The following is a 12780-nucleotide window of genomic DNA, read 5'->3' on the forward strand; positions in this document are numbered from 1 at the left end:
GGCCGGCGTCGCTTCGATGCCGGCCTTGTTCCCCTCCGGAGATTGTATGAATCCATCGAGTTCGATTTCCTGCGCCGCCTTGCTGGTCCTGCTCGGCGCCCCGCCAGCCGCCCTGGCGCAGCCGGCGCTGGGCCCGGCGGTGCCGAGCGCCATGCTGGCGCATACCCGCGGTGGCAGCGCCGACCTGCACGCAAGCAGTTCGCTCACGGCCGCAGTCAACAACAATTCGGCAAACCAGGTGGTCACCGGCGCAAATACAGTGCAAGGTGGCGCGTTTCGTGGCGCAGCTGGTATCCCTGTCGTGATCCAGAACACCGGCGCCAATGTGTCGATTCAGAACGCGACCGTGGTCCAGTTGCAGCTTCGATGAAGCGCTCTTTTGTACTCTGGCTGAGCATGGCAATGGTCGTGGCGACGCCGCCCGTGGCAGCGCTTGACATGGCCATTGGCGGGGCGCGCTTTGACGTCCCGGCGTCCAGCCTCAAGGAGATGCGTTTTCGCACCACCATGCGTCAGCAATACGATTTCAGCTGCGGTTCGGCTGCAGTCGCGACCTTGCTCACGTATCACTACGGCCAGCGCTTCACCGAGCAGCAAGTGTTTGAGCAAATGTATGCGCGCGGCGACCAGGCCAGAATTCGCAGAGAGGGCTTTTCCCTGCTCGACATGCAAGCCTTTCTGGCCGCGCACGGTTACCGCGCCGACGGTTTTCAGTTGCCTCTTGAAAAGCTGAGCGAGGCGGGCTTGCCGGCCATCGTACTGCTGTCCGACAAGGGCTACCAGCATTTCGTGGTTGTCAAAGGCATCGCTGGCGATCGCGTGCTGCTGGGTGATCCTGCGCGCGGCACCCGTGCCCTGACACGCGCGGCGTTTCATGCGGCCTGGGTCGGCAAGCTGCTGTTTGTGATTCATGGCGACACCCATGCGGGCAGCTTCAATGCCAGCGCAGAATGGCGCACTGCGCCAGCGGCGCCGTTGGCCGCCGTGTTTGCCCGCGATGGGCTGGGTGCGGCCACCATGGCAAAACTCGGCCCCGGCGATTTTTGAAAGGAAACGATATGTACACAGCGCATGTTGAACGGCAGCGCGGCGCCCTCGCCCTGTTGCTGTGCGCCGTGCTCAGCCCGGCACTGGCCGCGCCACCAGGCTGGATCCCGGTAACCCAAGCGGTGCTGTCTGGGCAGCGCGGCGGCTTTGTCAGCACCAGTGGCCTTGAAGTGGCGCTGGGCATTGAACGCCTGGTGGCCATCAATGGCGTCACGGTCACCCACACCACGGTGCAGATCCCTGACATCACGCGGCTCAGTGTCGAGCAGGCAAGGCAAACCCGCGCAGCTCTGTCCGAGGTCAACTTGGTTCAGAACGGCAGTGGGAATATCTACCTCGCTGCCATGTCGGACGCGGCGCTCGCCGGCACCGTGATTCAAAACACCCTGAACGATCAGCGTATCGACAGCCGCACAACCATCAGCGCGTCCGTCAACAGCATGGACATGCTGAACACACTACACTTTAACGGCAACCTCAGCGACGCGATCGCGCGCGCGGCAGGCCCGTAACGACAGGAGCTTTGCATGCATGGACACCCTTTGCGCCTGGGCGGCGCAGGCGTCACCGCGCTGCTGATTGCGCCGTTCGCATTTGCCCAGCAGGATGTTCGGGCTGAACTGGCACGCGTGCAGCAACAGCTGACCGAGCAACGTCTTCTGATTGACCAGCTGGCGCGCGAACTGGCCGCGCGTCAGGACCTGGCAGCGCCCACCGTGCTCTCCCCCGATCAGCTGGCACAGCAACGTGGCACTGGCGGACAGAGCGTCACGGCCACCGCGAATAGCATGCCGTCAGGTGCGCCCGGCCAGCCGTCGGGCTCATCTGCAGCCCCTGCCGGATCAGCGTCGAAACCAGCGAACGCGTCCGACACGGCATCGGCCCCGCCCCTGCCGCCGCCTTCATCTTCACCGCCGCCAGCGGCACCGGCGCCATCATCCAGCCAGGCAAGCGTGGGCCGCGCGCCGCAGCGCGACCCGCGCCCGCCTGCTGTCGCCCCGCTGTTCGAGCAGCCCGGCGTGCTCACGCCCAAGGGCAAGTATGTCCTGGAGCCGGCGCTGCAATACGGCTACTCGTCCAGCAATCGGGTCGCGCTGGTGGGCTATACCGTGATCCCTGCTTTGCTGATCGGCCTGGTTGACGTACGTGAAATCAAACGCAATACCGTTACAGCCGTGCTGAGCGGAAGAACCGGATTGAGCAACCGCCTCGAAATGGAAATCAAGCTGCCCTATGTGTACCGCTCCGACGCCACCGTCAGCCGCGAAATCTTCACTGGCACTGCGGTCGAAAACGTGTTCGATACCAGCGGCAAGCATATTGGCGACGCGGAAGCGGCCTTGCGCTACCAGCTCAATGATGGCGGCGTGGAACGCGCTTACTATGTGGCTTCGTTGCGCATCAAATCGCGCACCGGGCGCGATCCGTTCGACGTGGTCACCGACTGCACCCGCCGCTGCATTGGTCCCAACGCCACCGGCACCGGCTTGCCGCTCGACTTGCCAACCGGGTCCGGATTTTACTCGGTGCAACCAGGCCTCACCTGGCTGTTCCCGTCTGATCCCGCGGTCTTCTTTGGCAGCGTCAGCTATCTGCACAATTTCAAGCGCAGCCATGTCAGCCGGACCGTCCTCGGTGGCGAGCAAGAACTGCTGGGCGAAATCAAGCCAGGCGACATTGCCGGCTTCAATTTTGGTATGGGACTGGGTTTGAATGAAAAAGCGTCGCTCAGCCTTGGTTACGATCACAGTTCCATCGGACGTACCAGGCAAAACGGGCGCGTGGTGCCAGGCGCCGTGCGTACCCAGCTGGGTACCTTGCTGCTGGGATTTTCCTACCGGCTCAGCGAGCAGCGCAGTCTAAACGTGTCGGTCGGTGCCGGCCTCACGCGCGACACCCCCGACCTGTCACTGACGCTGCGCGTGCCGACCACGTTTTGACGGCGTCGTCCATTCTGGCTACCATGGTTGCCTGTCCCTTGCCGGCCCCATACCATGCAGCCAGTCCCCCTTGTTCAAACCACGCGCGGCTACCCGGAGCACGGATTTACTGTCGAAAACACGCACCTGGGATCAGTCGCGGTGGTCAACGCGCGCGGCGCCTTGCTGTGGTCGGCTGGCGACCCGCATGCGATCGTCTTCACGCGCTCCGCCCTCAAACCCTTCCAGGCACTGCCGTTTGTGCTGGCGGACGGTCCGGCACATTTCGGCCTGAGCAGCGCAGAACTGGCCCTGCTGTGCGCCAGCCACTCGGCCGAGGACAAGCATGTGCAGGCCGTGGAATCGATTCTTGCCAAGATCGGGCTCGACGAATCGCACCTGGCGTGTGGCTGCCATGCGCCGCTGTATTACGACAGCGTTGGCAAGCCGCTGCCGCCGGGTCAGGTATGGCGTCCGGTGCATCACAATTGTTCCGGCAAGCACAGTGGTTTTCTCGCATGGTGCCGCCTGCATGGCGCGCCCACGGCGGGCTATCTCGATCCATCCCATCGTCTGCAGCAATCCATCCGCCACACCCTGGCCGGCCTGACCGGCTTGCCCGCGGACCAGCTGCCAATGGGCATGGATGGCTGCTCGGCGCCGAACTTTGCCATGCCGCTGTCCCGCCTGGCGCACTTGTTTGCCCGCCTGGCACAGGGCAGCGCGGACCCGGTCCACGGCGCCGCGATGGGGGATTTGTGTGACGCCATGCGTGGCCACCCGGACATGGTGTCCGGCCAGGCCAGAGCCGACCTCGCCTACATGAGCGCCGGATGTGGCGATTGGGTCAGCAAGATCGGCGCCGATGCCGTGCAAACCATCGGCATCCGTTCGGCCGGCCTGGGCATTGCCATCAAGATTGCCGACGGCGCCAAGCATGTCTTGCAAAGCGCCACCGTCAGCGTGCTGGAACAGCTGGGCGTGATGGACAGCGTTCAGCAAAGCTTGCTTGCGCACTACCGCAATCCACCGTTACGCAATGCGCGCCAGGCCGTGGTCGGTGCGATCGAGCCGGTCTTTACCTTGCAGGCTGGTCGCCTCTGACCGCAGCGGGCCCGTCTCAGGTTTTTTGAAAACGCGCCCGGAACTGGCTGGGCGCCACTGCCAGGTGGCGCTTGAAGGCCAGGCGCATGGCTTCGGCGGAAGGAAAGCCGCAGCGCGCGGCGACCCGTTCCACCGGCACATCGCCGTCGGTCAGCATGCGGCGCGCAGCGTCGACCCGCAAGGCTTGTACGTACTGGCCGGGCGCCATGTTCATCGCCTCGGCAAAGCGGCGTGCAAAGTTGCGCGGACTCATGGCGCAGCGTTCGGCCAGCAGCGGCACGGACAGGGGCGAGGCCAGATGCTGTCCCATCCACGCGCTCAGCTCGGCGAAGCGGTCGGGGTTGCTCGCTGCCGCCTCTGCAGCAAGCTGCGCGCTGAACTGGGACTGCCCGCCTGGCCGCTTTAAAAACACCACCAGCTCGCGCGCCACTTCCAGCGCGCTGGCGCGGCCGGCATCGTGTTCGACCAGCGCCAGCGCGTAATCGATCCCGGCAGAAATCCCAGCCGATGCGTGAAATTTTCCGTCCATCACAAACAAAGCGTCGCGCTCGATCTGTACCTGTGGGAAGCGTCCGGCAAATTCGTCAAAGTGCGCCCAGTGGGTGGTGGCGCGGCGCCCGTTAAGCACGCCTGTGGCAGCCAGCATGAAGGCGCCGGTACAGATCGATCCGACCCGTTCGGCGCTCCCGATCAGCCCACCCACGGCCTTGACCAGCGCATCGTCAAAGGCGGCGGCACGGGCGCCGGCACCGCCGGCAAGCAGCAGGGTATCGGGCGCCAGGCCCACATCGTGCACGCTGTGGGTGGCCAACAACGCCACGCCGGACGTGGTCTGCAGCGCGCCGATGGCCGGCGCAGCCAGCGTCAGCCGATAAGGCGCTAGTTGCCCGCGCGCTTCCGCCAGGGTATTGGCAACGGCGAATACATCGAGAGGCCCGGTCACATCCAGCATCTGGGCAGGCGGGAAGGCGGCAATGACAACTTGGTGTTGGGTGGACATGCGTCAAGTATGGCAGAAAAAACGGGCAGCATGTCATTTCCGCCAAACGCCGGCAAGCGATACTGAACTCCCCTTCTCGATTGTGACTGTCATGCATCTTATTAAAACCTTGTTCTTGCTGCTCTTGCTCGCCAGCGGCGCCAGCCGTGCCCAGGGCATTGCCCCGTACGAAGCGCGATTGGGCCGCGCCCGCCCTGTGGTCGCCGTCGTGGGTGTCAACAGTGGCACGGAACTAAGCGATTTTCTGGCGCCGTACGCCATCCTGGCCCGTGCCGGCAGCATGGATGTGCTCGCGCTCGGTACCAGCGCCGGCCCGATCCAGATGCGCCCTGCCTTGCGGGTGGCGCCGCATGCCACGCTGGCAGCCTTTGATGCGCAATATCCGGATGGGGCCGATTACATTGTCGTGCCCGCCGTGGCAGCGCCCGATGATCCGGTGCTGCTGCCCTGGCTGGCAGTTCAGGCCGCCAAAGGCGCGACGATTGTCAGTATTTGCGACGGCGCGCTGGTGGTGGCGCGTGCCGGCATCTTCAAGCAGCACCGGGCCACCGGCCACTGGGCCACGCACCGTCAGCGCGTGGCCGACTATCCCGACACCGCATGGCTGGCCAACCGGCGCTACGTGGCCGACGGCAAGGTGGTGTCCAGCGCCGGCATCAGCGCGGCCATCCCCACTGCCCTGGCACTGGTCGAGGCCGTTGCCGGCCGTGCCAGAGCCGATGAGGTGGCAGCCGAGATCGGCGCCAGCGGCTGGAGCGACCAGCACAACAGCGCCCGCTTCGGCCGTACACCGGGCATGCTGCTGACCGCCCTGGGCAACAAGCTGCTGCACGGACAGGCGCGCATTGCGATTGCCTTGCACGACGGGATGGATGAGCTGGAAATGGCATTGCAGGCCGACGCCTTCTCGCGCACGCTGCGCAGCAAGGCCTACGGTGTGGCCGACAGCATGGCCCCCGTGATGACCCGGCATGGCTTGCAAATCTATCCCGACCTGGACCGTTCGGCAGCGGCCGGGACCGTGCCGGTTGCGGGCGGCAACTTGAAACAGATCATCAGCCAGATCCGCACCATGTACGGCGCCGGCACCGCGCACCTGGTGGCGGCCCAGCTGGAATACGATGAACTGGCCGAGGCCAACTTCTAAGCCTCGGTCGACAAGACCAGGGTCTCCTTGATTTCTTCCATCACCACATAGCTCTTGGACTGCGCCGCGCCGGGCAGTTCAAGCAGCATGTCACCCAGCAGCTTGCGGTATTCCGCCATCTCGTGGATGCGCGCCTTGATCAGATAATCAAAGTCGCCCGAGACCAGATGACATTCCTGCACCTCGGGAATGCGCAGCACTTCACGCCGGAACTGCTCAAAGGCCGAGGCCGATTTCTGGTTGAGCGTGATTTCCACAAACACCAGCAGCTTGGCCCCCAGCGCCGCCGGATCAACGCGCGCGTAATAGCCGCTGATCACCCCATCGCGCTCCATGCGCTTGACCCGTTCGATGCAGGGCGTGACGGATAAACCGACGCGCTCGCCCAGGTCCTTCATGGAAATGCGGCCTTCTTCTTGCAGCACGCGCAGGATGTGGCGGTCGAGCTTGTCGAGGGTACGGGTCGATTCTTTTTGAATTCGCATGAAAATCCACCAAATAATCGTATTTTTACGTGAACAAACACTAGTTGAATCGCAATAATATAGCGGAAATTCTTGAACATCCACATAATCCATTGGAGATAGTATGCGTGTCGTGATTCTGGGCAGCGGCGTGATCGGCGTCACAAGTGCGTACTACCTGGCCAAAGCGGGCCACGAGGTCACGGTCATTGACCGCCAGCCGGGTCCCGCCCTGGAAACCAGCTTCGCCAATGCCGGCCAGATTTCCCCTGGCTATGCGTCCCCCTGGGCCGCGCCGGGCATTCCGCTCAAGGCCATGAAGTGGATGCTGCAGCGCCACGCGCCCCTCTCGATCACTCCGGACGGCACCACCTTCCAGCTCAAGTGGATGTGGGAAATGCTGCGCAATTGCACCTCCGACCGCTATGCGACCAACAAGGAACGCATGGTGCGGCTGGCTGAGTACAGTCGCGACTGCTTTAAAGTCTTGCGCGATGAAGCCGGCATTGCCTATGAAAGCCGCCAGCAAGGCACGATGCAACTGTTCCGCACGGAACAGCAATTTGCCAGCGCGCAGAAAGACATCAAGGTCCTGCAAGAGTCGGGCGTGCCTTACGAACTGCTGACCCGCGACCAGCTGGGTAACGCCGAGCCGGCCCTGGCTGCCGCCGGCAGCAAGCTGGTGGGCGCCTTGCGCTTGCCAAATGACGAAACCGGCGATTGCCAGTTGTTCACCACCCGCCTGGCCGCCATGGCCGCGCAGCTGGGCGTGACGTTCCGCTACAACGTCGCCATCGACCGCCTGGCTGTGGCCGGCAACAGCATCACCGGCGTGCATTGCGGTGACGAACTGGTGCAGGCGGACGCCTACGTGCTGGCCCTGGGTGCCCACAGCACCACGCTGCTCAAGAACATCGTCGACATTCCCGTCTACCCGATGAAGGGTTACTCGATCACGGTGCCGATCACCGATGCCCAGCGCGCGCCCGTGTCCACCATTCTCGATGAAACCTACAAGGTGGCAGTGACCCGTTTTGACGACCGCATCCGCGTGGGCGGCATGGCCGAACTGGCCGGCTTCGACCTGCGCCTCAATCCACGCCGCCGCGCCACCCTGGAAATGGTGGTCAACGATCTGTTCCCGGGCGCTGGCGACACGGCCAAGGCCTCGTTCTGGACCGGCCTGCGTCCCATGACGCCGGACGGCACGCCGATCGTCGGCCGTACGCCGCTGGGCAACCTGTTCCTCAATACCGGCCACGGCACGCTGGGCTGGACCATGTCCTGCGGCTCGGCCCAGTTGCTGGCTGATCTGATGTCGGCCAAGCGGCCGGCCATCCCATACGATGACTTGTCGGTCAGCCGCTACAGCGGCAAAGGCGGCAGCACCCAGCTGGATCTGGCCAACGCCTGAGTACCAGCACCCAGGCACCCAGTTGCCTGGGAAACAGGCCTTTGAGATGCACAATAAGCATTGCTTGGCTTTTCGGAACGCTTGAGTGAGAATCGGGAAGTCCCCCGAAAATTGCCAGGCAAGCGTGTTCCATGACTCCAGGCCGCCAATTCTGCGCTATATCGCTGTTGTTGCTGGCCGCCGGCGCACACCTGCCAGCTGCAGCCGGTTGCTCGCGCCCGATCATTGTGCCGGCGTCCGCCACCGGGCAAAGCGTGACCATCAACGGCGCCCAGGTCGGCGGCATGATCCCCGACATGATCAATCAGCTGGGCGTCAAAATCGGCTGCACCTTCCACTGGTCGCCGGTACCGCGCCAACGGCTTGAATCCATGTTCATCGCTGGCAGCGCCGACCTGATGGTCGCCGCCACGCAGGTGGAGCGGCGCGACCAGGCCGGTGTGTTTGTGCCCGTGGTCGAAGCCCGCCCCACCCTCATCTCCGTCGATTTCAACCGCCCGTCGATCCATAGCGTGGCCGATCTGCTCGAACGGCGCCAGCTGCGCGTGGCCCTGGTGCGCGGCTACGATTACGGCCCCGCCTATCAGCAGATGATCAAGACACTCACCAGCCAGGGCCGCCTGTACCTGGAACCGGACGTGCGCACCGTGGCGCGTATGCTTGCCGATGCCATGGCCGACGTGACCATCATGCCGGCCAGCGGCTTTATCGGCGCTCTGCCGGGCGACGCCCGCATCGAGGGCCTGGCCGGCAAGCTGCGCATCGAGCCGCTCGACGAGCTGCCCTGGATCCCGACCGGGATCTACCTGTCCAAAACTTCCCTCACCGAAGCCGACCGCACCCTGCTGCAGCGCGCCCTGGTTGCCTCGGTCAACAGCGGCGTCTGGTGGCAAGCCTTCAAGCGCTATTACCCCTCAGCCGTGTTAATCGATAACACCCGCCCGATCGAAGCGGCGCGCTAGCTAGCGCACCGTGATGGCCAGATCGCGTCCGGCCAGCGCCGTATTGCCGGCAAAGTCAGCGGCCGTGATGCGGATGATGAAGTCGCCCGGCGCCAGCGTGGCGGGGTCCCAGCTGCCAGTCTTCGCTTCGCCGTCGCGCACCGTGTTGGTCACCTGGTACAGGAAGCGCGTGGTCTTGCTGCCGTAGACGGTAATGCCGCTATTGTTCGCATACGCCACCTGCACGCTCTCGCGGTCGGGCGGCAGCTGATTGAATTCGATGTTCATGCGCGGCTGCTCGAAGCCAGGCAGCGCCACCCCGTCCGCACCCAGGATCTGATAACCCACTTTGTACAAACCCAGCTTGCGCCGCGCCGCGTTGCCGTCAGTCTGATCGTAAGCGTCAACGATAATCGCCAGCGGACCGGCCGTGCGCGGCACCAGCAGGCGCTTGCCGGCCTTGGCCACCAGCCTGGCATCGGCGGCGTCGTGCAGCGCGATCGCATCAATGCGGGGAATGACATTGTCTTCAATGCCGGGGAATGGCAGCGCCAGCGGATTGGCCTCGCCTTTGGGCGTGCGTTGAATCAGGTGCACGTGGTACATGCGGTTGATGGTGCCAAGCGCGTCGCCCACGGCAAAGCGGGTGCCGCGCTTGACGCGCACGCGTGCCGGCTTGCCCTTCTCGTCATCGAACAACGCGAAGCGGGCAGGATCGAGCGGCGCATTTTTACCATCGCGTCCGACCCGCATGTGCAGGTAGGTAAAGCTGTCCAGCGCCAGCCCTTCTCCCAGTTCGCCAAAGCCCCAGTTGGGCAAGGGGCTGCTGACTTTTTCGCTTTTGACCGCCAATACCTTCTCGCCCATATTGCCCTGCACGTCCAGGCCATTATGAAAGTGGTGCCGGCTTTCCCCTTCATAGCTGCCACGCACCTCGCCGATAATGCCGACCACTTCGTGCTTGCCAAACTGGGGCTGCAGCGGCCATGGGAACGGCGCCGCTGCAGCAGGTGCAGCAGGTGCGGCAGGTGCAGCAGGTGCAGCAGGTGCAGCAGGTGCAGCAGGTGGCATGGATGGCGCCACCACGGGCACCGCGGCGGCAGCAGGCGCCGCGCCACGCGGCGCAATCTTGCGCAAGACGCGCTGCAGCGCATCGGTCACATACAGGGCGCCATCAGCCGACAGCGCAATGCCAGCCGGTCGGCCGAAGCGGGTAGCGGTGTTGTCACCAATCTGGATATCGATGCCGATGCCGGTCAAGCCGCCAAGCTGGCCCCCTGGCGACAGCTGCAGGATGCGGCCACGCGCCATATCGCCCACATACAAAAAGCCGTCGTGCGTGAGCGCCAGCGCCAAGGGCCGGCGCAGCAAGGGATCGTCCGCTTCCGGGTCCGACAGTGCCAGCGTGCTGACCTGCCCGTCCACGCTCAGTTTGCGGATTGCGCCCAGGCGCGCATCGGCCACGTACAAGGCGCCTGCTGCATCGGCCACCACTGCGGTGGGCGTGTCGAACATCGCTTGGGCGGCAGGACCATCCTGGGCACCGGATATGCCGCTGCCGGCCACGGTGCTGACCGTGCCATCGAGCGCGATCTTGCGCAGCACATCGTTGTAGGTGTCGGCCACATACACATTGCCAGCCCGGTCCAGCGTCACCCCCACGGGCCCGTTAAAGCGCGCCTGACGCGCCGGGCCATCGATATGCCCGGCGCTGCCATCGCCAGCCAGCGTGGTGACCACGCCTTGCGGGCTGACTTTGCGGATAGCGTTGTTACCGGTATCGGCCACCAGCAGGTTGCCGGCGCTGTCGATGGCAATGCCGGACGGCGTATGAAACGCCGCCGCGCTGCCACTGCCGTCGGCGAACCCTTCGACTCCACCGGCCAGCGTCGATACTGTACCGTCAGGGGCCACTTTGCGAATCTGATTATGCTCCCCGGCGTCGGCCAGATAGGCGTTCCCCGCGCGGTCCAGCACCACGCCGAATGGATCGGAAAAGCCGCTGGCCACGGTGCTCACTGCAACCGGCCAGCCCATGACCGTGGCCGGTTCCTTGATGACGATTTGCTTCATGCGCTCCCGCAGCGGCGCGCGGCCCTCGCCAGGCCATACATACACACCTGCTGCCAGTGCCGCCACGGCAAGGAACGCAAGGCCGATCCACTTCTTTTTGTTTTGTTTCAAACCTTCACCATGGGCTGCCAATAAGGAGTCCGAAGCTTACCCGAACGCCTGCTACACTACCAGCAGCTGGCAAACCAGAAAAAGAGGGGACTATGGCACCACACCCAATCAATGCCATGATCGCGGCCGCAGACGATGCGATCAACCGCGAAGACTTTGACGCACTCATGTCCTTTTACACCGACGATGCCACGCTCGTGGTGGTGCCCGGACGGGCCGCCAACGGAAAAGAGGAAATCCGCAAGGCCTTCGTCGCCATCGCCGCGCACTATGAACACACCCTGTATCTCACCCAAGGCGACATGATCGTGATCGAAGCGGGCGACACGGCGCTGGTGATCGCCCAGACCAATGTGCGCGCCAACATGAAAAGCGCCACGCCCACCCTGGAAACCCGTAACGCCAACTATGTGTTCCGGCGCGAGAGCGATGGCGAGTGGCGCTGCATGATCGACAATTCATATGGTGCGGCGCTGCTCAATCATGTGGGCGATTAGGAGCCCGTCTCGGGCAAAAACGCGGCCAGCGCACTGTCGGCGCTGCGCGCTTCCCGGCGCGGTGTGGCGTGCGCCGCAAAGCGCACCTCCTTGACTGCCGCTTCCGCAGCCGGTGTGGTACGCCGGCGCGCGCGGTGATGCAGCACCATGCCCGATGGCGAAATCAGCGACGCTGCCGTCATTGGCCCCTGCGCGTAAATCTCCACGCATTCCGAATGGGCGGTGCTAGACAGCTGGTGGGTACGGCCCTGCGCATCGCAGGTGCCAAATTCGAGCTTGCCGCTGGCGCGCACCACCGCATATTCGCGCCGCGCCAGGGGACGGCCGTCGTGTTCGTCCAGCAGCGCAAACCGGTCGGTAAATACATGGGTGGGAGCGCCGCGCACAATGGGTGCCTCAAGCGCGTGCGACAGGGCACGGCCGGAATCCTTGATCACCTGGCAGCGCAAATTCTGGTTGGGCAGCAGCTTCGGTGCGCTGGCACAGCGGCAGATGCACAGGTCGTTTTCGAGGGCGACGTTTTTGCCGTTCCAGGTCTCGGGGATGCGCGGACCGACGCACAGGATTTTGCCGGCCGTGCGGCATACCGGGCAAGTGACCAGATCGCCTTCCAGCGCGATGGGCATGCCGTCGATATTGCCATCGCTGCTGGCGGAAATGACCTTGCCGCCGCTGCTGCTTGAGGCACCCAGGGTGATCGTATAGCGCCTCATGCCCCCCGGCCCTTATCGCTGTTCACCGCCGCCGCTTTGCTGTTCACCATGTGTTCCCCTCCCCATACTGCGCCACCTGGCGTCGCCGAGTAGTAAGGTTACGGGGAGCATGGTTTCCAGCTTTGATTTTGGTCAACTATTGTCTTGCGCAATCGCCTTGCACGCCGAGGCCTTAACACGACAGAAATGTTTACTTATGGAATTTATTTACCAACGACAAATGGTCTATTTTTTTGTTTATGCTGGCTGCAAAAAGTGGTATTGTCACTTCGTCTGACTCAGTCGGATGTATCTCCGCCGCGCCCAAACCTTGCGCCGCAATCCTCTTCTGCCATCAAAAAAAGAGAGAT

13 protein-coding genes are annotated in these 12780 nt (G+C 63.8%); 9 read left to right on the plus strand and 4 right to left on the minus strand.

Annotated features, from left to right (window positions below; translation table 11 throughout):
- The first annotated feature begins 46 nt into the window (after positions 1 to 46).
- From BUC24_RS16415 to BUC24_RS16435, 5 genes are read left to right on the plus strand one after another with little or no spacing between them, the layout of a single operon-like run.
- Complete coding sequence (locus tag BUC24_RS16415) at positions 47 to 370, plus strand: hypothetical protein (RefSeq protein ID WP_218606511.1); 324 nt, start codon at positions 47 to 49, stop codon at positions 368 to 370.
- Positions 367 to 1047 (plus strand): C39 family peptidase, encoded by a 681-nt coding sequence (locus BUC24_RS16420; protein ID WP_073218443.1) that lies wholly within the window; start codon positions 367 to 369, stop codon positions 1045 to 1047. The genes BUC24_RS16415 and BUC24_RS16420 overlap by 4 nt, the downstream gene beginning before the upstream one ends.
- A gap of 11 nt (positions 1048 to 1058) precedes the next feature.
- Positions 1059 to 1559: a hypothetical protein gene (locus BUC24_RS16425; RefSeq protein ID WP_073218447.1), complete on the plus strand. Its 501-nt coding sequence runs from the start codon at positions 1059 to 1061 to the stop codon at positions 1557 to 1559.
- Positions 1560 to 1574: 15 nt separating this feature from the next.
- Positions 1575 to 2987 (plus strand): acetate kinase, encoded by a 1413-nt coding sequence (locus BUC24_RS16430; RefSeq protein ID WP_073218450.1) that lies wholly within the window; start codon positions 1575 to 1577, stop codon positions 2985 to 2987.
- A gap of 54 nt (positions 2988 to 3041) precedes the next feature.
- Positions 3042 to 4070 (plus strand): asparaginase, encoded by a 1029-nt coding sequence (locus BUC24_RS16435; RefSeq protein WP_073218452.1) that lies wholly within the window; start codon positions 3042 to 3044, stop codon positions 4068 to 4070.
- Between the two features lie 16 nt (positions 4071 to 4086).
- Here BUC24_RS16435 and BUC24_RS16440 read toward each other — a convergent pair whose 3' ends face one another.
- Positions 4087 to 5070 (minus strand): GlxA family transcriptional regulator, encoded by a 984-nt coding sequence (locus BUC24_RS16440; protein ID WP_073218455.1) that lies wholly within the window; start codon positions 5068 to 5070, stop codon positions 4087 to 4089.
- Between the two features lie 91 nt (positions 5071 to 5161).
- Here BUC24_RS16440 and BUC24_RS16445 point away from each other — a divergent pair, with 91 nt between their 5' ends.
- Positions 5162 to 6217 carry a DJ-1/PfpI family protein gene (locus tag BUC24_RS16445; protein WP_143167547.1) on the plus strand — a complete coding sequence of 352 codons (1056 nt, stop codon included), beginning with the start codon at positions 5162 to 5164 and terminating at the stop codon, positions 6215 to 6217.
- On the opposite strand, the gene BUC24_RS16450 is transcribed toward BUC24_RS16445, so the two are convergent.
- Positions 6214 to 6702, minus strand: coding sequence for an Lrp/AsnC ligand binding domain-containing protein (locus BUC24_RS16450; protein ID WP_073218457.1), 489 nt, complete (start codon positions 6700 to 6702; stop codon positions 6214 to 6216). The genes BUC24_RS16445 and BUC24_RS16450 overlap by 4 nt on opposite strands.
- Before the next feature lie 103 nt (positions 6703 to 6805).
- Here BUC24_RS16450 and BUC24_RS16455 point away from each other — a divergent pair, with 103 nt between their 5' ends.
- On the plus strand, positions 6806 to 8095 hold the full coding sequence (locus BUC24_RS16455) for a D-amino acid dehydrogenase (protein WP_073218460.1): 1290 nt from the start codon (positions 6806 to 6808) through the stop codon (positions 8093 to 8095).
- Positions 8096 to 8226: 131 nt separating this feature from the next.
- Positions 8227 to 9057, plus strand: coding sequence for a substrate-binding periplasmic protein (locus BUC24_RS16460; protein ID WP_073218463.1), 831 nt, complete (start codon positions 8227 to 8229; stop codon positions 9055 to 9057).
- Here BUC24_RS16460 and BUC24_RS16465 read toward each other — a convergent pair whose 3' ends face one another.
- Complete coding sequence (locus tag BUC24_RS16465) at positions 9058 to 11220, minus strand: NHL repeat-containing protein (RefSeq protein WP_073220248.1); 2163 nt, start codon at positions 11218 to 11220, stop codon at positions 9058 to 9060.
- 92 nt (positions 11221 to 11312) lie between these two features.
- Here BUC24_RS16465 and BUC24_RS16470 point away from each other — a divergent pair, with 92 nt between their 5' ends.
- Positions 11313 to 11717, plus strand: a complete 405-nt coding sequence (locus BUC24_RS16470; RefSeq protein WP_073218466.1) for a YybH family protein — start codon at positions 11313 to 11315, stop codon at positions 11715 to 11717.
- On the opposite strand, the gene BUC24_RS16475 is transcribed toward BUC24_RS16470, so the two are convergent.
- Positions 11714 to 12430, minus strand: coding sequence for a PAAR domain-containing protein (locus BUC24_RS16475; RefSeq protein ID WP_073218469.1), 717 nt, complete (start codon positions 12428 to 12430; stop codon positions 11714 to 11716). The two genes, BUC24_RS16470 and BUC24_RS16475, sit on opposite strands and share 4 nt — an antisense overlap.
- Positions 12431 to 12780: the final 350 nt, after the last annotated feature.

Origin of the sequence: Massilia sp. CF038 (assembly GCF_900129765.1) — a bacterium.
In the GTDB taxonomy this organism is placed as follows: domain Bacteria; phylum Pseudomonadota; class Gammaproteobacteria; order Burkholderiales; family Burkholderiaceae_D; genus Telluria_A.